This window comes from Mucilaginibacter litoreus (assembly GCF_042676805.1).
Lineage (GTDB): Bacteria > Bacteroidota > Bacteroidia > Sphingobacteriales > Sphingobacteriaceae > Mucilaginibacter > Mucilaginibacter litoreus.
Genome location: NZ_JBHTHZ010000011.1, coordinates 91,731 through 112,043 on the forward strand (window position 1 = coordinate 91,731; position 20,313 = coordinate 112,043).

18 protein-coding genes are annotated in these 20,313 nt (G+C 40.6%); 12 read left to right on the forward strand and 6 right to left on the reverse strand.

Annotation, left to right across the window (positions count from 1 at the left end; genetic code table 11):
* Positions 1-6: 6 nt before the first annotated feature.
* Positions 7-813: an SDR family NAD(P)-dependent oxidoreductase gene (locus tag ACFQZX_RS12580; RefSeq protein WP_377115816.1), complete on the reverse strand. Its 807-nt coding sequence runs from the start codon at positions 811-813 to the stop codon at positions 7-9.
* A gap of 76 nt (positions 814-889) precedes the next feature.
* Here ACFQZX_RS12580 and ACFQZX_RS12585 point away from each other — a divergent pair, with 76 nt between their 5' ends.
* The 5 genes from ACFQZX_RS12585 (at position 890) to ACFQZX_RS12605 (ending at position 5,441) form a co-directional block, all read left to right on the forward strand.
* Positions 890-1,573 carry a heme exporter protein CcmB gene (locus ACFQZX_RS12585; protein WP_377115818.1) on the forward strand — a complete coding sequence of 228 codons (684 nt, stop codon included), beginning with the start codon at positions 890-892 and terminating at the stop codon, positions 1,571-1,573.
* 47 nt (positions 1,574-1,620) lie between these two features.
* Positions 1,621-2,757, forward strand: a complete 1,137-nt coding sequence (locus tag ACFQZX_RS12590; protein ID WP_377115820.1) for a carboxypeptidase-like regulatory domain-containing protein — start codon at positions 1,621-1,623, stop codon at positions 2,755-2,757.
* A gap of 207 nt (positions 2,758-2,964) precedes the next feature.
* Complete coding sequence (gene ccsA / locus ACFQZX_RS12595; RefSeq protein WP_377115897.1) at positions 2,965-3,633, forward strand: cytochrome c biogenesis protein CcsA; 669 nt, start codon at positions 2,965-2,967, stop codon at positions 3,631-3,633.
* A gap of 1 nt (position 3,634) precedes the next feature.
* Positions 3,635-3,844, forward strand: a complete 210-nt coding sequence (locus ACFQZX_RS12600; RefSeq protein WP_377115822.1) for a CcmD family protein — start codon at positions 3,635-3,637, stop codon at positions 3,842-3,844.
* Between the two features lie 160 nt (positions 3,845-4,004).
* Positions 4,005-5,441, forward strand: a complete 1,437-nt coding sequence (locus ACFQZX_RS12605; protein ID WP_377115824.1) for a Glu/Leu/Phe/Val family dehydrogenase — start codon at positions 4,005-4,007, stop codon at positions 5,439-5,441.
* 113 nt (positions 5,442-5,554) lie between these two features.
* Here the strand turns inward: ACFQZX_RS12605 and ACFQZX_RS12610 are convergent, their stop codons facing one another.
* A complete protein-coding gene (locus ACFQZX_RS12610; protein ID WP_377115826.1) occupies positions 5,555-6,193 on the reverse strand; it encodes an NAD(P)-dependent oxidoreductase in 639 nt (212 codons plus the stop codon).
* 329 nt (positions 6,194-6,522) lie between these two features.
* On the opposite strand from ACFQZX_RS12610, the gene ACFQZX_RS12615 reads away from it, so the two are divergent.
* Both ACFQZX_RS12615 and ccsA (ACFQZX_RS12620) read left to right on the forward strand, forming a co-directional pair.
* Complete coding sequence (locus ACFQZX_RS12615) at positions 6,523-6,933, forward strand: cytochrome c maturation protein CcmE domain-containing protein (RefSeq protein ID WP_377115828.1); 411 nt, start codon at positions 6,523-6,525, stop codon at positions 6,931-6,933.
* Between the two features lie 12 nt (positions 6,934-6,945).
* Positions 6,946-9,444: a cytochrome c biogenesis protein CcsA gene (ccsA, locus tag ACFQZX_RS12620; RefSeq protein WP_377115830.1), complete on the forward strand. Its 2,499-nt coding sequence runs from the start codon at positions 6,946-6,948 to the stop codon at positions 9,442-9,444.
* Between the two features lie 34 nt (positions 9,445-9,478).
* On the opposite strand, the gene ACFQZX_RS12625 is transcribed toward ccsA (ACFQZX_RS12620), so the two are convergent.
* Complete coding sequence (locus tag ACFQZX_RS12625; protein WP_377115832.1) at positions 9,479-10,006, reverse strand: DUF892 family protein; 528 nt, start codon at positions 10,004-10,006, stop codon at positions 9,479-9,481.
* A 141-nt stretch (positions 10,007-10,147) separates the two neighbouring features.
* Between ACFQZX_RS12625 and ACFQZX_RS12630 the strand changes: the two genes are divergently transcribed.
* The 3 genes from ACFQZX_RS12630 (at position 10,148) to ACFQZX_RS12640 (ending at position 14,409) form a co-directional block, all read left to right on the forward strand.
* On the forward strand, positions 10,148-10,867 hold the full coding sequence (locus tag ACFQZX_RS12630; RefSeq protein WP_377115834.1) for a phytanoyl-CoA dioxygenase family protein: 720 nt from the start codon (positions 10,148-10,150) through the stop codon (positions 10,865-10,867).
* Between the two features lie 144 nt (positions 10,868-11,011).
* Entirely contained in the window at positions 11,012-13,621 is a 2,610-nt protein-coding gene (mutS, locus tag ACFQZX_RS12635) for a DNA mismatch repair protein MutS (protein WP_377115836.1), read from the forward strand.
* Between the two features lie 176 nt (positions 13,622-13,797).
* Positions 13,798-14,409, forward strand: a complete 612-nt coding sequence (locus ACFQZX_RS12640; protein ID WP_377115838.1) for a C40 family peptidase — start codon at positions 13,798-13,800, stop codon at positions 14,407-14,409.
* Between the two features lie 7 nt (positions 14,410-14,416).
* On the opposite strand, the gene ACFQZX_RS12645 is transcribed toward ACFQZX_RS12640, so the two are convergent.
* On the reverse strand, positions 14,417-15,145 hold the full coding sequence (locus tag ACFQZX_RS12645) for a TMEM175 family protein (RefSeq protein WP_377115839.1): 729 nt from the start codon (positions 15,143-15,145) through the stop codon (positions 14,417-14,419).
* A gap of 29 nt (positions 15,146-15,174) precedes the next feature.
* Between ACFQZX_RS12645 and ACFQZX_RS12650 the strand changes: the two genes are divergently transcribed.
* Positions 15,175-15,297 (forward strand): hypothetical protein, encoded by a 123-nt coding sequence (locus tag ACFQZX_RS12650; RefSeq protein WP_377115841.1) that lies wholly within the window; start codon positions 15,175-15,177, stop codon positions 15,295-15,297.
* A 1-nt stretch (position 15,298) separates the two neighbouring features.
* On the opposite strand, the gene ACFQZX_RS12655 is transcribed toward ACFQZX_RS12650, so the two are convergent.
* On the reverse strand, positions 15,299-17,206 hold the full coding sequence (locus ACFQZX_RS12655; RefSeq protein WP_377115843.1) for a DUF3857 domain-containing protein: 1,908 nt from the start codon (positions 17,204-17,206) through the stop codon (positions 15,299-15,301).
* Positions 17,203-19,176 (reverse strand): DUF3857 and transglutaminase domain-containing protein, encoded by a 1,974-nt coding sequence (locus ACFQZX_RS12660; protein ID WP_377115845.1) that lies wholly within the window; start codon positions 19,174-19,176, stop codon positions 17,203-17,205. The genes ACFQZX_RS12655 and ACFQZX_RS12660 overlap by 4 nt, the downstream gene beginning before the upstream one ends.
* A gap of 106 nt (positions 19,177-19,282) precedes the next feature.
* Here ACFQZX_RS12660 and ACFQZX_RS12665 point away from each other — a divergent pair, with 106 nt between their 5' ends.
* Positions 19,283-20,308, forward strand: a complete 1,026-nt coding sequence (locus ACFQZX_RS12665) for an exonuclease domain-containing protein (RefSeq protein WP_377115847.1) — start codon at positions 19,283-19,285, stop codon at positions 20,306-20,308.
* The last annotated feature ends 5 nt before the right edge of the window (positions 20,309-20,313 follow it).

Here is a 20,313-nt window from a genome sequence, read left to right on the forward strand (position 1 = left end):
GCTCAATTACTTTTCAGACTTGATTAACGACTTAAGGTAAACCTTGCTCATGCGCGAACCAATAAATTTTTTAGGTAAAAAATTCATGAACACGTTGCCTATGCGGTTCATAAGGCCGGGCACATAATTATACTTGCGTGTTGTAAAGGCATTTATAGCCTCTTTTGCAGCTTGCTGTACAGGCATCAACCAGCCTTTAAGATCATTAAATTCGGCGCCATGGGTCATTTCGGTAGCAATGCCCCCCGGTGCAAATACGGTTATAGAAAAATCAGGATTGGTAAGCTCGTTATGAAGGGCATTGCCAAACGCGTTGATAAAAGCCTTGGTAGCTGAATAAGCTGTTTGGTAAGGCACCGGGAAAAATCCGGCCATGCTTGATACCAGCATAAGCCCGCCTTCCTTGCCTGGCTGGTCAAAGTAATTAATAAGTGCATTGGTCATGCGCACTACACCAGTGACATTAGTTTTGAGGATACCTTCAAATTTATCCCATGACAGTTGTTTGTGGCGGCCGAAATAAGTAACGCCGGCATTCAGTATCGCGCCATATAAGTTTCCATCGGCAATGCTTTCTGCAATTAATCTGTCAGCATCTTCAAGTATGGAGAGGTCGGCTACAACGACTTTAATCTTTACGCCGGCCTGCTGTTCAAGTTCTGTTTTTAACTGTTGTAATTTATCAGCCCGGCGGGCAGCAATTATAAGGTTAGCGTTATGGATGTTGGCCAACTGTCGTGCCATTTCCTGCCCCAGGCCGGATGAAGCACCTGTAACCAATATCCATTTATCATTTAACCGCAAATTATTCATCTGGCTAAGTTAATTTACTTCACAGCAATAAACATCAAAATTTAAATTTACTTTTTAATTTACCTTTCTTTGCATCATGAAACTTGCGGGGCAAACTGTTGAGCTTTTAAAAAAAGAAATTATTTTGGAGTGGCGATCCAAATATGCCTTTAATGGTGTATTGCTTTACATAGTTTCAACTGTGTTTGTATGCTACATTTCCTTTAACCTTAATCCCGGTTTTAAGCAAAGTGGCGGCTACCCCATTGTGTGGAATATCCTGTTCTGGATAATTATGCTGTTTGCATCGGTAAATGCCATTGCCAAAAGTTTTTTACAGGAAAGCCGTGCACGGTTATTATACTATTATACTATTGCGCATCCGCAAGCCATTATCCTCTCAAAAACAATTTATAACACCCTTTTGATGTGGTTATTGAGCATTCTGGCGTTTGTTGTTTACATGCTTTTTTTTCCTAATACACCGGGCGACCTGTTGTTTTACGTATTAACAGTTTTATTAGGCAGCATGAGTTTCTCTACAGTATTCACTATGATATCAGCCATAGCATCAAAAGCCGGTAATAATGGTACTTTAATGGCCATATTAAGTTTTCCGGTGATCATCCCTGTCATATTATTATTGGTTAAGGTAAGTAAATCTGCAATGGATGGTATCGATCGTAGCCTGAGCCTTGGAAACATTAGTGTTTTATTGGCAATAAATATAATTGTTATTGCATCATCACTTATATTGTTCCCATATTTATGGCGCGACTGACCCTTAAGTGCTTATTTACAACAATTGTTATTGTATGCTTAACTGCTATGTTGTTTGCACAAAGCGGCGTTATACGAGGTAAAGTTGTTGCTCAAGGCACAAATAACCCTGTACCTAAGGCCAGTGTATTTTTAAACAATGCTACGTTTGGTACGGCTACTGCTGATGATGGCTCTTTTACGCTGAACGGTGTTAAGCCCGGGCAATACGATATTATTGTTTCGGTACTTGGTTTCGAGGAATATAGCCAACAGGTACAGGTCAATAATAATACTACAGATCTTAATATATCGCTTACACCTAAAGTGATGATGATGCGCGAGGTGGTAATCACTACTAACGCCGACTGGAAGAAGAATTACGAAAAATTTAAAAAGGATTTCATCGGGGTAAACAATAATTCAAAATTATGTAAGGTAGATAACCCGCGCGTGCTTAATCTGGGCTTTAACCGGCGTTCTCAGACATTAGAGGCATCTACAGATGAGTTTTTGGTGGTAGAGAACCAGGCGTTAGGCTACCGTGTAAAATTCTTACTCAACGATTTTAAAAGCGATAACATTGCCAATACGATAAGTTACTCGGGCAGGGCGCTGTTTGAAGACCTGCCGGGCAGCGAAGCGCAAAAAAAGAAGTGGAAGGGAAAGCGTGATGAGGCTTACTACGGTTCATCTAAACATTTTTACCGGTCGCTTTACAAGAACAGGCTTACTGAAGATGGTTTTCAAATTTATGACTTTAACCGAGAGATAGACCCAAACCGTCCGCCGGAAGCTATCATTCAGAAAAAGCTCAAGCAGTTTAATGGCATAAACCGCGACTCAATAATGTTTTGGCTGGATAAAGAAAAGATGCCTAAGTGGTATCATGAAAGCCTTACCAGGCCTGCACTCAAGGCTTTTGATGTGGTACGTACAACAAGGCAAAACGGTATATATGTTATAACCTTTCCACGGTATCTTTATGTTGTTTATACAAAAAAGCGAGAAAGTTATGATTTCAAAGATCTGTACCGCCCGCTTGATATGCCTAACTACGAAGCAAGTGTGATAACCCTTAATGGCGGCTACGCGGTTTTTGATATGAACGGCACTATTGTAACTAATGCGCCATTGAATGAAGGTACGTGGTCCAAAGCTAAATTGGGCGACATGCTGCCTGTAGATTATGAACCGGGAGAATAGGCGGTAGTCCTTAGTCCTTAGTCTTTCCCTTAACTGCCTATTTTAATTTTGAGTTTTTCAGTGCAATACTTATAAAGGTAAGTGGTAAACACCGTAACTTTTGCAATTACTATGCTTGCATAGTAACACATTGCTAATAATGACAATGAGCATATAATTGAAAATATCTTATTATTACCTTTGCGCCATAATTTTGCTATGAATTTTATATATAAAACCTGGTGGAAGGTATTGGCAGTTGTCCTGGTATTTTATACGATGATTGCCGGAATGCTTTTTCAGGTGCCCCGCCTTGATATTTTACACGAAACCATTCGCAATCTTTATTTCCACGTGCCTATGTGGATGGCCATGCTGACTGCATTGGTGATATCTGTTTTTTACAGCGTATTATACCTGCGTACTGGTAAAGAGGAGCACGACCTGGCTGCTGTAGAATGTGTAAACACCGGAATGATATTTTATGCGCTGGGCCTGGTAACCGGCATGCTTTGGGCCAAATACACCTGGGGTGAGTTCTGGAGCGGCGATCCTAAGCAAAACAGCGCAGCCATAGCTTTTTTACTTTATTGCGCGTACCTGGTGCTGCGCAATTCTATTGAAGAAGAACAGATGCGTGCAAGAATTTCTGCCATTTATAACATTTTCGCATTTCCGATAATGATTGTGCTGTTATTTGTACTGCCGCGGATGACAGACTCCCTGCATCCGGGAGGAGCCGGCGGTAATCCCGGTTTTAACAAATATGACCTGGACAGCCACATGCGCCTGGTACTTTATCCGGCTTTTATTGGTTGGAGCTTGCTATCACTTTGGATAGCCAGTATACGTTACCGCATACGTTTAATTGAACACAAAAAGAATGCTATCAACTAAAATGAAAAAACTCTTTTCCCTTGTATTAATGATTTTGTGCTTTGCAAGTGTTTACGCGCAAGACCCTAAAAATGTTGAAATGGCTGATACGCTGCGCACTTCGGGCAAAATATACGTTGTGGTAACTACCATCGCTATTGTGTTTGCAGGCTTAGCTATCTATTTGTTCAGTATCGACAGGCGGCTAAAAAAAATAGAAAAAGAAAATTAAATCAAAATAACTTTATACAGTGTTTAAACACTGTTTTTAATACAATTGTGATGAGTGTACGGGTAACACACTTTAAAAAGCTTTTGTGAAAATGATAAAAAAAGTTCCACATTTGGGTGCTTTTTTATGAAGTTAATAATTAATCCAATTATTTCTAATTATGAATATCAATAATCCGACTGCTAATCAGGAAACTCACTTTTTTGGTGACGTTTGTAAAAACTTTGATTACGCAGCGCAATTTACTAAGCACGATGCTGGTTTATTAGATCAGATAAAATCATGTAACAGTGTTTACCGCTTTCGTTTCCCTATACGTAAAGGCAATGGTTTTGAAGTAATAGATGCATGGCGTGTAGAACACTCGCATCACCAGTCGCCCACAAAGGGAGGTATCCGCTACAGCGAAATGGTAAACGAGGACGAAGTTATGGCGCTTGCAGCCCTCATGACTTATAAATGCGCTATTGTTAATGTTCCGTTTGGCGGGGCAAAAGGTGGTATCAAAATAAATCCTAAAAATTACACTGTAGGTGAACTGGAAAATATAACAAGGCGCTATACGGTTGAGTTAATTAAAAAGAATTTTATAGGCCCAAGCATTGATGTACCTGCGCCTGACTATGGTTCTGGTGAGCGCGAAATGAGCTGGATAGCTGATACCTATGCAACCATGAACCCGGGACAGTTAGATGCTTTAGGAGCAGTTACCGGTAAACCAATTGCCCTGCATGGTATTGCAGGCAGAAGGGAAGCTACCGGCCGCGGCGTAGCTATAGCAGTGCGCGAGTGTGTAAGTGTTGCCGAGGATATGGACAAAGTAGGCTTAACTACAGGGCTTTCCGGCAAAAAAATAATTGTACAAGGCTTGGGTAATGTTGGTTACTATTCGGCCAAGTTTTTATCTGAATTTGGCGCACTGATAGTAGGTATATGCGAGTTTGAAGGCGCAATTTACAATCCGGATGGACTTGATGTTGAGGCTGTGTTCCAGCATCGTAAGTCAACCGGTTCAATATTAGGTTATGCTGGCGCTAAACAGGAATTTAAAAACACCATGGATGGCATGGAGCAGCCATGCGACATCCTGGTGCCTGCTGCTCTTGAAAACCAGATAACGGTTGAAAACGTGCGTAATATTAAAGCGAAAATTATTGCAGAAGGTGCTAACGGGCCAACATCTCCGGAAGCTGAAGCTATATTTTATCAGAATGGTGGTATCATCATCCCTGATATGTATGCTAACGCCGGTGGTGTAACGGTATCATACTTTGAGTGGCTGAAAAACCTGAGCCATGTAGCATTTGGCCGCATGAACCGCCGATTTGAAGAAAACTCAAACCTAAACCTGGTGAACATGGTTGAGGGTATTACAGGCATTTCGTTAACGCCTATACAGCGTGCGACAATTGTTAAAGGTGCATCAGAACTGGAATTAGTAAATTCCGGATTAGAAGATACCATGATCCGTTCGTACCACGAGATACGAGAGATCTATAAAAGCAACCCTGCTATTGGGACATTACGTAATGCCGCTATGGTTGGTGCTATCAATAAGATTGCTGTATCCTACCAAAACCTTGGCGTGTGGCCATGATCGGATACAGATCAAGTTTTATATAATATCAAAGAGCGCCCAATAAGCGCTCTTTTTTGTTTAATGTCATCACAAATGTGCCATATGCAGTTGAGTTAGGCAAATTGTCATCATTATTGATTTGCAATGAATGGTGCTTTTTTGATGAACTTCCTGCTTTTAAGTTGTTCAATTATAAATAAGGCAAGGCTTGTGGCACTTATTTCATTACCCGGGCAATCCGTCAGATCAACATTAATAACCGACGTTTCGTCGGTTTGAATGATAAGGGGTAAGCGTACCATCGTCCAGTCCGTATCAGATGCTGATAGTAACTCATACTCACGCTGCCGGTCGGTAGTTGTTACAGGATAATTCTCGTACATCCATTTGGTTCCAAAGGTTGCTGCATGGCCCTTTCTGTCAAAAGGCGTATCAACATTAAGTCCGGCGATACAAATATATCTGCTAATGGCATTAGCTTCCATAGCTTTAAGAATATTAAGCGTGGCATCACTAAAAATGCTTGATTCGCCTAAGGGCTGTCCAAGGCAGCTTAATACAGCATGGCAGCCCGTAAACAGATCGGATAGGTTGTGGTAATTACGGGCGTTACCCTTAACTATTTTAAGTAATGGATGGTTTATAGTGACCTTATCTGGCTTGCGATGTAGCAATTTAACCTTGTAACCCACTGATAGTAATTGTTTAAGCAAATACTTGCCGGCTTTACCTGTGCCGCCAATTAATGCTACTTGATAAATGTTGTTCATGATTTCTCTTTAATAAAATGAATAGAATGTCAGGCTGCTTTAAGCAGCGTACCGGGTGCCGGATAGTACCCTAAGAAGGAGATATGTATTAAAGAGATTTAATAAATTAAAGATATTAATTAGATTTATTGGTCACAAGCTTTTTTAAGTATTTAAAAGGTTAAGCTGGCTTTTAGCAGCAAACCACATTTTGAAACGTGTGCTCGCCATTCACTACTCATCGCACATTAATCAATAACGATTCTAAATAACATATATCGCTTGTAATAAACGTTATTAGCTTTGCGTTTTGTATTTTTGCAAATCTGTTAATACAGGCAAATCAATACATGAAAAAAAGCGCAATTTTTGGTATAGTAACCATTGCTATTGCAATAGCAGTAATTATAAGTACCTATTCAAATACAAGCACTTACGGGTCTTTTAATGATGCCCGTAAAACCGATACCGAGCTGCATGTGGTGGGGCATCTTAATAAACAAAAAGAATTGTTTTATGATGCCACCAAGGATGCAAACTACTTTTCTTTTTACATGAAAGATAATAAAGGCGAGGAATGTAAGGTAGTGTTTAACGGTACTAAACCACAGGATTTTGAGCGTTCGGAACAAATTGTACTTACCGGGCAAATGAAGGGTAAAGAATTTCATGCATCTAAAATATTGATGAAATGCCCTTCTAAATATACCGATGATAAACTGAACGTTACTGAAGCAAAGGCCAAAAGCGCCAGCATATAATTTTATTAATTAATGGATATAGCATTTAAAGGCGAGCACCTTTTTCCGGGTGATCTGGGCCAGTTTTTTATTGTCCTTGCATTTGGGTCGGCTCTTTTCTCATTCATTTGTTACTACTTTGCCACTACGGAGACCGCTCCAGAGAGCGATAACTCATGGTTGCGCCTTGGCCGCATAGGTTACTGGTTAAACACGCTGGCCATAGTTGGCATGGGTGTTTGTTTGTTTTATATACTTTATAATCACTATTTCGAGTATCATTACGCCTGGTCATACACCTCGCGCGATCTGCCTGTTTATTATTTAATATCAGGTTTCTGGAATGGGCAGGAAGGCGGCTTTTTACTTTGGTTATTTTGGGAAGCTGTTTTAGGCAATATCCTGATCTGGAAGGCCGGTTCATGGGAAAAACCTGTAATGACCACGCTTGCCTTATCACAAGTAGTATTGGGAACAATGATATTGGGTTTGCAAATAGGCAGCGCGCATATCGGCAGCTCGCCGTTTTTACTGCTGCGCAATGCTATGGAAGCACCTATCTTTAAAAATCCTGATTACCTGAGCTTTATTAAAGACGGTAAGGGAATGAACCCCTCGCTTCAAAATTACTGGATGGTGATACACCCGCCAACATTGTTTTTAGGTATAGCATCATTAGTGGTCCCTTTTGCTTATGCTGTTGCAGGCTTGTGGCAAAGGCGGTTCAAAGAGTGGGTAACACCTGCTATTCCTTATGGGTTATTTGGATGTATGGTGCTGGGTACCGGTATTATCATGGGTTCGTTTTGGGCTTATGAATCGCTCAACTTTGATGGCTTTTGGGCTTGGGACCCGGTTGAAAATGCCTCAATTTTTCCGTGGCTGGTATTAGTTGCAGCGGTGCACGTTTTAATAGTATTTAAAAACAGTGGTCACTCATATTTTACGGCTGCTTTTTTAACCATGCTAAGCTTTGTGCTGGTATGGTACTCATCGTTCCTGGCCCGCAGCGGCGTCTTGGGAGAAACATCGGTACATGCCTTTACCGATCTGGGCTTGTTCTGGCAATTGGTAGCTGGTATATTTGTTTTCCTGGGCATTATGGTTTACCTGTTGATATCCCGCTGGAAAGAAATGCCGATCACTAAAAAAGATGAGGATACCTACTCGCGCGAATTCTGGATGTTTGTTGGTGCCGTGTTCCTGGGCTTATCATGCCTGCAACTGATTGTAGTTACATCAGTACCGGTATGGAACCAGATGTTCGGTACCAAGTTTGCACCACCTACAGATCCGGTTAAGTTGTACAACGTTATACAAGGCTCATTTGCGGTGGTAATTATGCTTTTAAGCGGCTTTACCCAGTTTTTAAAATACAAGCAAACTCAGATCATCCGCTTTTTTATCACAACATTGGTTTATTTGGTGGTAGCTGCATTGATAACAGCAGTTGTGGTTTATGCCACCGGATTATACAAACTTAACTTTGTATTCTCGCTGGTAATGCTGTGCTCATTATATAGTATTTTTGCCAACGGAAAGGTGCTTGCCGATGCAATCAAAGGCAAATATAAGCTGGCAGGGTCTGCAGTATCGCACATCGGGTTTGGTTTGTTGCTGGTAGGGGCCCTGATTGCTGCAGGAACTAAGAAAGTAGTATCTGAAAATAATACCGGCGAACGTTATAGTGAAGAATTTGCCAAGGAGGAAAACCCTAAAGAAAATATCCTTTTGTACAAAAACGAACCCATAAAAATGGGTGAGTACATGGTAACTTTTGTTGGCGACACCGTTGAAGGTGCGCAGCACTTGTTCAATATCGATTACCAGCGTGTAAAAAATGGTAAGGTAACAGAAACCTTTCGGCTGAGGCCAAATGTTATACAGTCGCAGGGTGGTATGTCTTCATCACCGGATACCAAGCACTACCTGTTTCATGACCTTTATACGCATATCACCATGACCAATGTGCTCAGCAACGAACCCCAGCAACAGGAACAGGAAACCGCTCACGCGCAAGCAGATGATGATAAAAATTATGATGCGCCTATTCCATACAATATGGCAATTGGCGATACAATAACCTACCGCGAAGGTAAAATTGTATTGAAAGCGCTTAACAAACAGGTTAAGATGAAAGATATTCCTCTTAGCGACAAGGATATTGCGGTTGGCGCCCAGTTAGAAATTATTACGCACGTTAAAACCTATACTACCGAACCGGTGTACCTGATAAAAGGCCGTAACGTTTTTGATTTTGGTAAAAAAGTGGAGGATGCCGGTTTAAAGTTACGGTTCTCAAAGATTATACCTGATCAAAACAAGGTTGAAATAACCGTTTATCAACAGCCAGAAAGCAAAAAGAAGTTTATCGTATTAAAAGCTGTAGAATTTCCGTACATCAACTTTTTATGGGCAGGTACCATCATCATGGTCATAGGTTTCTTTATGTCGATACTACGACGTAACAAAGAGCTAAAACCAGAAATTGTCAAGGCAGCTCACAAACCAAGGGCAGCAGCAAAAGCATAGTAAATGGCCGGATGTAATCATCCGGCCATTTACCTTAATTAAGGTACTCTTTAGTTATCAATTTATACAGGTTACCGCTATCATTTGCCATATCCAGGTTATGCTTTAATAAAGTGCTCATGTCAGGGTTAGGCATAGATCGCGCCATGTCATACAAACTATCATAACAAGCACTTTCAAGCGCCTCCAAAGCCCTAAGGTGGTACAAAATGGTAAAATCTGCCTCAAAATTAGTTACTCCTGGCTCTGTGGCTGCGCGGTAAGCTTCAATAATAAAGGCTTTTATGCCAAGGCATCTGCCGGGGTGGTAGGTTTCATTAAGTATTTTAAAAATACTTTCTATGCGTAATAACTGAATCCTTATCTCGTCAACGCTTTCCAGTATCGCATTTTTAAGATCTATAAACGTAGCGCTTTCTGCCATTAAGGGCAAATTATCAATAAGGTAAGATTTAATGGAGTAAATATTACTTAGATTAGTTAAAAACACTTTTTTTAAAGACTGCTCATTCATTTTTTGATGACCATTGAACAGCCGCATACGGGATGCTGAATCTTTCATATTATTCGGCTTAAAGGGACGTGTGCAGAGGCGTTTAATAAAGGTACGCTTAATATGAATAAAAATTATAGTAGCTTTTATTAAATTGTCGTATGATAATTATTTACCAATTAATTTAGTTTTGACGGCTGATCTGGATCCATGCATACAATAGACAATAAAAACGATATTTCTTCACTTGGTTTTTGTGTAATAAACAATATTTACAGCGCCTGTGATATAGATGATATATTAGATGCAATTAAAACAGCAGGTAATAAGCCAAGCACTTTCCGTAAATCTGATGACTTGTTTGCTATCAGACAATTTTTAAAGATGGTTCCTGATGTAAGGTCAATCATCTTAAACGATAATCTGAAAAAAATAATTCGTGAAATTTTTAGTGACACCTATTTTGTTGTTAAATCTATTTATTTTGATAAACCAAGTAAGTCTAACTGGTTTGTTCCCTGGCATCAGGATTTAACCATCTCTGTTAATCAAAAAAAAGAAGTTAAAGGTTACGGCCCATGGACAATCAAGCAAAATCAGTTCGCCGTAAAGCCGCCAACTCATATTCTTAAAGATAATTTTACTATACGCATTCATTTGGATGATGCTGATGCTGAAAATGGCGCTCTTAAAGTTTTGCCGGCATCGCATTTAAAAGGTGTTTACCGCACAGATGGAATTAGTTGGATCAATGAAAAAGCACATACTTGTTGCGTAAACGCCGGTGGTATTATGATTATGCGACCTTTAATGATGCATGCTTCCGACAGGACCGTTAACAATAAGCCGCGTAAGGTAATACACATCGAGTTTAGCCGTAGTGTGTTGCCTGATGGGATTGACTGGTCTGAAAAATTATGTTTTTTTTAATGCATTGGCTTTATAGCCTTTATATTAGCAAACACTAAACCGTTTTCATTAGCATCAACAATCCACACATTAGTAACTTTTCCACAATGGCTTTTATGCGTAAGCAATGAGTTAAATTAGCGGATTAATAATACCGGAGTTCCATTGGCTAAAAGCGATACAAAAGAAACCCCTTTAATGCAGCAATACAATGCCATAAAGGCAAAGTACCCAGGCGCGTTGCTGCTTTTCAGGGTGGGCGATTTTTATGAAACCTTTGGTGCTGACGCTATCAAGGCATCAGGCATATTGGGCATTACCCTGACCAGGCGCGCCAATGGTGCGGCCTCGCATATCGAGCTGGCCGGTTTTCCGCATCATTCGCTGGAAACTTATCTGCCTAAATTGGTACGCGCTGGCCAGCGTGTGGCTATCTGCGACCAGTTGGAAGACCCTAAATCTGTAAAAGGGATTGTTAAACGCGGTGTTACCGAGCTGGTAACGCCGGGTGTAGCCGTAAGCGAAAATATACTGCAGCAAAAAAGCAATAACTACCTTGCCTCACTTTATTTCGAGAAAAACTCAATAGGTATTGCGCTGATAGATATCTCTACAGGCGAGTTTTTGACAGCACAGGGTAATAGTAGCTACATCGATAAGCTTTTGCAAAGCTATTCGCCAAGCGAAGTAATTTTTCCAAAAAGCCGCCAGTATGATTTCAAAGCTTTGTATGGTGACCGGTTCTATACTTACATGCTTGATGAATGGCCCTACAGCGGCGATTATGCTTACGAAACCCTTTTAAAGCATTTTGGCGTAAAATCGCTTAAAGGTTTCGGCATCGATAAACTGGCCCTGGGTATTGTGGCAGCCGGCGTTGCCCTTCACTATCTCAATGAAACCGAACACCGTAATCTTCAGCATATATCAGCCATTAGTCGGATAGAAGAAGACAGGTATCTATGGCTCGACAGGTTCAGTATCCGTAATCTTGAACTGGTTGGCTCTGCCAACGAAAATGCCAGCACACTGGTAGATGTGCTTGATAATACCTGCTCGCCCATGGGCGCCCGTATGCTGCGACGCTGGATAGTAATGCCGCTTAAAGAGATCAAACCGATACAGGACAGGCTTGGCGTAGTTGAATACCTCATAGCAGAGGAGGAACTGCGTGAAGAGTTGCAAAATTATATACGCCAGATAGGTGATCTGGAACGCTTGATATCAAAAATAGGATTGCAAAAAGCTAACCCGCGCGAGGTTTGTCAGCTTAAAAAAGCTTTGATCGCTATAGAGAATATTAAAGACCTTACCCAAAAATCACTCAGCGAACCGCTACAAGCTATTGGCGATCAGCTTAATCCATGCATTGCAATCTGCGAAAAAATTGCACGTGAACTGCACCCTGAGCCTCCTGTTTTGATGGCCAAAGGGTCAGTTATGAATGATGGGATAAGTGAAGAACTTGACCGCCTGCGTAAAATTGCCTTTGGGGGAAAAGGATATCTGTTAGAGATACAGAAGCGAGAAGCGGAAGCTACCGGTATACCTTCGCTTAAAGTTTCGTTTAATAATGTATTTGGCTACTACCTGGAAGTAACCCATAGCCATCGCGACAAGGTACCGGCCGATTGGATACGCAAGCAAACGCTGGTAAACGCCGAGCGCTATATTACACCCGAACTGAAAGAATACGAGGAGCAGATTTTAGGTGCTGAAGAGAAGATATTAGTGCTTGAAACTAAATTATATAACGATCTGCTATATGCTTTAAGCGAATATATTAAGCCAATCCAACTTAACGCTACACTTATAGCCCGTTTGGATGTGCTGCTTAATTTTGCTGCCATATCCATTAAAAATTATTATGTAAAGCCTAATGTAAACGATACCCGTGTGCTGGATATCAAGGGCGGGCGCCATCCGGTTATCGAAAAAAATCTGCCGCTTGGTGAGGAATACATTACCAATGATGTTTTCCTCGACTCAGATTCGCAACAGATCATCATCATAACTGGCCCAAACATGGCTGGTAAATCAGCCCTGCTACGCCAAACCGGGCTTATTGTATTGATGGCACAAATGGGATGTTTTGTGCCGGCCAAGGCAGCTTCAGTAGGGGTGGTCGATAAGATATTTACAAGGGTGGGGGCATCAGATAACCTGTCGTCGGGCGAATCGACCTTTATGGTGGAAATGAACGAAACAGCAAGCATCCTGAATAACCTAAGCGACCGCAGCCTGATATTACTGGACGAGATTGGCCGTGGTACATCTACTTATGACGGTATATCGATAGCCTGGGCCATAGCAGAGTACTTGCATAATCATCCGTCGGCCAAGGCAAAAACATTGTTTGCAACGCATTACCACGAACTTAATGAGTTGAGCAATAGCTTTAACCGTATCAAAAACTACAATGTATCTGTTAAGGAAGTAGGGCAACAGGTTATATTTTTGCGTAAACTGGTACCAGGCGGCAGCGAACATAGCTTTGGTATACATGTGGCCAAACTGGCGGGTATGCCGGGCAAGGTACTGGTAAGGGCAAACGAAATATTAAAGAAACTGGAAAACGAACGTACCGGCGGCGAGCACATTAAAGAAAGCATCCGTAAGGTGCAAAAGCAGGCAGTGCAGATGCAAATGTTCTCGATAGATGACCCTGTACTGGTAAAAATACGCGACACATTGAATAACCTGGATGTAAATACGCTTACACCGGTTGAAGCTTTGATGAAGTTGGATGAGATACAAAGGCTGATAAAGAGCTGACAGCTAATATAAATTTAACTATGCATTGCGATAGGGGAGCAATCTGATAGGGCAAGGGACTTTGTTAATTAATGAGATTGCTTAATCGTTCCTCCCCGCAATGACATATTGTCTATCTGTTGAAATGTTTAAAACATCTGCTGTAACATTTACACCACTTCAAATATCTTTAGGGCATGATATTGTCACGTTACCATAAGCTGCTTTCTTTTACTGCAGTTATTCTTATACTGTTATCGTCTTGTTCGCATAAATTAACCCCCAGAAAAACTAACACAGATGCATCTGTTAACCTTCCGGTTTTGCGCGGCCCTTATGTAATGGTTAAACCTGATAAGGAAATCGCTCAAAAATATGCCATATTGATGGGAGTAAACAAAAGTGATATCCAAAATGGCCGCCTGTACAGCTTTATTGACGAATGGTATGGCACACCTTACCGCCTGGGAGGATTAGATAAAGATGGAGTAGATTGCTCGGGGCTGGTACTTTTATTGCAAGCGCAGGTATATGACCAATCTATACCGCGTACCTGTGCCACCCAAGTGAATGTTATCAAACGCAAATATGAAGAAGAGCTAAAAGAAGGTGACCTGGTATTCTTTGATTTTGATGGCAAGCAGTTTAGCCATGTAGGGGTGTACCTGCAAAATGGTTACTTTGTGCATGCCAGCACACGCAAGGGCGTAATGATAGCTCGTTTGCATGATAATGGCATATACAAATATTTCTCTCGTGCAGGGTCTGTTATAGATACCTTAACTACATCGGCACAAAGTACAAAGTAATTATTGGTTATTTTGCTGTATTATTACTACGGCTTCTTTTTCTTGAATAAAATATACGTGCTAATAATGGTTCGCTGTTTTTATTCGGATATAATTTTTTTCTGATTAAGCCGGTAATTGCTGCCCAGGCAATAACACCGTAACTGATAAATTGGGGGCTTACCTGGCTCAAAAAACACAGTATACAGTAAATAAACAAAATAGGTATTGCAATAAATTGTATGCGTTGAGCCCTCCACTCAAGATTGCTTTCAATTCCGTCAGGCCTTATGCAAAGATTTTGTGCATGTTTTATGATATGTCCTGTTAATATAGTCTGCGTAAGAATACCCAGTAGTACTATAGTAAAATACATATAAAGCCCATCGTAGTTACGCGGGGTAAGCGTATCAAGCATTACAGATATACCTAAAGGGAATAAAGAAACAAAAAACAAAAAAGCGAGATTAAGAGCTATCAGCGAATTTGTATAATCCTTAAGGTAACTAAATAGTTTAAGATGCCTTGACCAGAACATACCGGTTATGAAAAAGGCCATCATATATGCGCCTATCTTGGGTAACAAATGTATGATAGCCCGTCTGATATCCTCTTTAGAGGCATGATGCAGATCCTCAGGTAGTTTGATTTCAATTACCATGATGGTAATAATTATGGCAAATACCGCATCGCTAAAAAGAACCATGCGCTCCAACTGAAACTCTTTTTTAATTTCTTCAGACTCTTGTATATCCATGACTTTATTATCAGTAAATTTGTACCACCATGTCAAAGCAAGAAAATAACTACTCTTTCTGGACTAAATATAAACGTTTTGCAGGCACCGAAATATTGCTGTATGTTATTATGATTGTAGGTATTGTTCTCGGTATAATCATTTTCAGCTAATTCAGTCTTTTACCAGTGTTACGTTATAATTGTCTGTATCGGCAACCTTCTGGTAAAAATTGACTACTTCAGCATAAGCTTCCGGCTTATAAGTGCCATCCCAAAGTTCTATGTGGCGTTTATAAATTAATTTACCGTTAACCAAAAAAGTATTTGCCTGGTACTTGCCAAATGTGGTATTTAAATTTACATTAAGCTGTTCCATATCCGGGTGGTAACCTGCTGGTAAGTCATAAATGATCTCATCATCATCGGTATATCCTCTGTTGATGTAAACAGGAGTAATACGATTGTGCACATCACGTACGGGCCGCTGCCGGTTAAGTGGGTTCAATGAAAAATACAATTTTCCATTATCTTCAGATGCGAAGTCGCGTGCGGTAAGGTTTATATTTTCGGTTGCAACGGGCATCTGCTTTTTATCTTGTTTGATATCTACCTTTTCAACATCGAGATTGGTAATGCTGCTATACATTTTACGGATAGTTTTAACTTGCTCGGTCGAAGCCTCGTCTATAAGGGATTGTATATTATCATATTGTGTGCCCTTATAAGTAGTAGCGATATTGCCCTTAAGTGTACCATCTGGCGCAATCGAAAAGGCTGCTTTACGTGCCTGGAGATTATCAGCGTATAAGTATTTGGGTGTGTGTAAAAGCTTGCCACCTTGCGGGGTGCAGGCAAGTACTGTACGGTCGTCGGTAAAATCGCTTAAAAAGCCAAAAGGCATTTTCTGACTGGTGCATTCCAGAAAAGTGGTGTCATTTTTAAAAGGCAGGCATAATATGATGTGATTACCCTGGTTCATGCTGGCAAAGTCTGGCATCAAGCTTATTTTGTCTTCATCGCCAGTAACCACACAATACCATGATTCTATGCCTGCCACCTTTAACAAAGCCTGAGTGTAGTTAACCAGGGCTTTGCAGTCGCCATATTTAAGATTGTCAACATCTAAAGCAGGTGTTGGCATATAGCCGCCAATGCCTACCTGTACGCTTATATAATTGGTTTTACCCTGCATAAATTCATAAATTGCCTTAGCTTTTTGCTTTGCATCAGTTATGTTTGCTGTAAGGTCTTTTACGCGTTCAACGGTTTGTGGTAATAGCTGGTCGCGGCCGGCAAGCAGGTTGTTATAATTCCATAACCCTAACTCTTTCCAATTGCTGAATGAACCTGTTAAGCGCCCGTATGCAAAGTTTACAGGAGCAATCTTTACGCGGCTAAGATAGGTTACATCAAGCGGGTGTAGCGGCTCTGGGCGTAAGGCCTTCAAATTATTTACCTGCCAGGTATAGGTTTTAAAGCCCTCTTTAGTTGTGCCTGTAACTACCGTTGCAGGCATATTAATCTCTTTATACCTTATTTTAAAATCAGGTTTGCAGATAAAAGTGTAAGCGCTTTTTTCTACTGCGAGCCCTGTTTGTGGTACAGGTTCCCAATCACGAAACATCAGTGTTTGTTTGGATCGTATCTCGCACTCATATTCAATAGTATATGGATACGAGCCTATTGAAGGTATTAAATGCTTTACCCGGGAATCTTCATATAATGAATATCCGCTGATGGCGCTTTCATCAGAAAAATCCTTTTCACCAAATTTACCTACCTGCTTGCCAAACTCGTTATATGTAATGCCTTTTAGGCCTTTCAGGGCATTCATCTTATCATAAAACAGTACAATGTGCGCTATGTCATCACCATTCTTATTTAAAACAGTAATGGCCTTTTTATAGTGATAGATCACATCATCATTATCTTTAACTTCTGTTACGATATTTTCATCCCTCACTACAGCGCTTGCATACGGCATGAGGGCTTTGGGTATCAGGCTTACGCTGTAATTGGTTTGTGCTTTAGCTGTAGATAGAGTGACTAACAGGAAAAATAAAATATAAAATCGGCTCATGATTTCTTTTTGAATACTATTTCCGCTTTTTCTGAGGCGATTATTTTATTATACAGTTCTTTTAAATAAGGATATTCCTCCGGAGCATAAACAGATTTATTGAACTTTATGACTGTTGAGTAAGTGAATGTATTACCCTGACCGCTAAAGTCGCTTAGAAACTGACCACCGCTGTTTGGCAGACCTATTGATGCCGCCTGAGGTGCGCTTTCAATGCTATATTCTGCAGGCAGGTGCATGGTTAACACATAGCGGTTATTAGAGGGCATGCCCCAGTCAACAGGATAAGTCCTTTCAGAAAGTTTAAACGGATTATTAGTTATCCTGTCAAATATCACCGGATTAAAAGCCAGTCTGTTTTTGTTCAGGTTGTCGTAAACATCTATCTCTACCTCATATTTTTCAGCGAGCGTTCCGTCAAGGCTATCCAGATTGGATATCTCTGACTTTAATATTTTTATCTTATTGAGCTTCTCGTCAAGGTTTTCAACAAACTCGTCAACTGAATTGAATTTTTTAATAGCCAGCCGTCTTTGATATCCCTCGTAACCGCTTGAATAGGTAGCGATGGTGCCCCTAAGTTTTCCATCAGGCTGCAAAGTCAGGTCAAGTGCACTGGTGCTGGTTTTATTCTGTTTGGCTACAAGGTCTATCCAATAAGAAGGTTTATCAAAACTGATAACACGCCCCTGATCGTTCAGGCACTTTAAGGGCAGCATACCAAAGGGGAGTAAAGGGTCGGTAGCATCAAGCAGGTAAGAGTCTTTACCAATGTTTGCTTTTGCAATAACATAGTTAAACTCGCGCTCCACAGGGTACAACCGGTTTACAATACCATTACCACGGGTAGAAAGCAATACTGCTTCTGCATTGATCCCGGCCGAATTAAGAGCGGCTACAAGGGCAAGGTTAATATCACCAACATCACCGGTATGAGAATCAAGCGCCTTACGGATATTATCACTATATCTTGAGTATATTTCATTCCACTTGATATTTTTCTGAATATAATTATATACGGCAACCGCTTTATCCATTTCGGCTGTTTTACCTGCAATAACCGGTGCTATATAATTTTTTAACAGATTTTTTTTGATCTGCCCGCCAAAATAGTCCGAGTGTTTAAGGTTGTAATCGATATCAACCCACTCTTTGGTAACCTTTTGTTTAGTACCGGTATAGGGGTTAGTATAATCTGCAAGATTAAAATAAATGGCTGAAAGAAAGTTTTTTGGCGAGGTCATGTAATCTTCCTCGATAAGTGCCGGAATATCTGCCATACCGTACGACAGAAAGGAGCAGTCGCATTTGGAACCATGGCTACTGAAACATTCTCTTTCAACATCAGCTATATTTTTGGTAAGTTTGAGTGAGCCGCGTATCAGGGCATTAAAATTCCAGAATGCGGGAATATGTACTTCAAACTCCGAATAAACTTTGGGTATATCGCCCTGAAATTCCCATGAAGGAAACCTGTAAAAGCCGGGTATTATCTTAGTATATGAGTATTCAATAATACAACCGCTTTTAAGGTTAGGCATGGCAAACTTAACCTGTTTCCAGTATTTATTTTCGGCAACGGTATAAATTTTTGAGGGGTCTAATGTAGCAACCTTAATACCGCCACCATCATCGGTATAAGTGGTAACTGCTTTTATATCTTTTACCTCTTCATGCGTATCAGCATCATCGTAAAAAGGTATCAGCACTGTACCTTTGTCAAAACCTTTATTGTCTAATATTTTGATTTTAACATGATATTTGTACATCATCATGATATTATCATCACCGCCGATATCTATGCGGTTGGATCCAAATTCCTTTAATACAAAAGCATGGGCAGATGTATCATTTTTGTAATTCTTTTGCTGTATTTCCTCGACAGTGAAAGTGCCGAATGAAAAGTCCTGCGCATAGGTTGTGTTGAAAAGAAGGGTGATAACCAAAAGGTTAAGTAAAAATTTGTACATATAGTTTAGGCATTAATTAAGCACACTGAAAATATAAAAATTAACTGATAATTCGATGAGAAAAATGGTAAGCTTTTTTATCACCTTTGCATAATTACAAGAATTAATGAAATTACAATTAAAACGTCCGCTTGCATTTTTCGACCTTGAAACAACCGGAACCAATATTGGCGCTGACCGTATAGTAGAAATATCTGTTATAAAACTTTATCCGGATGGTACCGACGAATGCAAAACATGGCGGGTACACCCGGGGATACCAATTCCGCTGGAATCATCGCTGGTACATGGCATTTACGATGAGCATATAGTTGATGAAAAACAGTTTAAGGAACTGGGGCAGGAAATAGCCGACTTTATTCATGATAGCGATTTGGCTGGATACAACTCTAATAAGTTTGATATCCCTATGCTGATGGAGGAGTTTTTGCGCGCGGGGGTTGACTTCGATCTTGATTGCCGCCACTTTGTGGATGTGCAGAATATTTTTCATCAGATGGAACAGCGCACGCTTAAAGCCGCCTATCTGTTTTATTGTAATAAAGAGATCAAGAACGCGCACTCAGCCGAGGCTGATACCCGTGCCACTATGGAAGTACTATTGGCGCAGATTGAAAAATATGCAGATACTGAATTTGAAGATAAAAAAGGTAATCGCAGTAAGCCTGTTATAGGTGATGTAGAGGCTTTGCATAAATTTACCAATCTGAGCCGCCCGGTTGATTTTGCAGGCCGTATGGTTTACAATGAAGACGGAGAGGAACTCATCAATTTTGGCAAACATAAGGGCAAGCGTGTTGAGGATGTATTTAATGTTGAACCAAGCTACTATTCATGGATGATGCAGGGTGATTTCCCGCTTTATACCAAACGTAAACTTGAGGAGATATACAAACGCTGGAACGCAAAGAAAGCAGCCGAACGCAAGCAGAACCGCCCTCAGCAGCCTGTTAATAATAGCCAGCACAACAACGGTTATCAAAAGCCAGCTTATCAAAACGGTGTGCCCAAAAGCAGCCCTTCAATAAATCAATCGGGTTACAATAAGCCATTTAAAAAGAAAGAAGAGCCTGCCAAACCTGTTGACGAAGATATGCTGCAGCAACTGGCCCTAAAGTTCAAAAAGGGCTGAGGCTT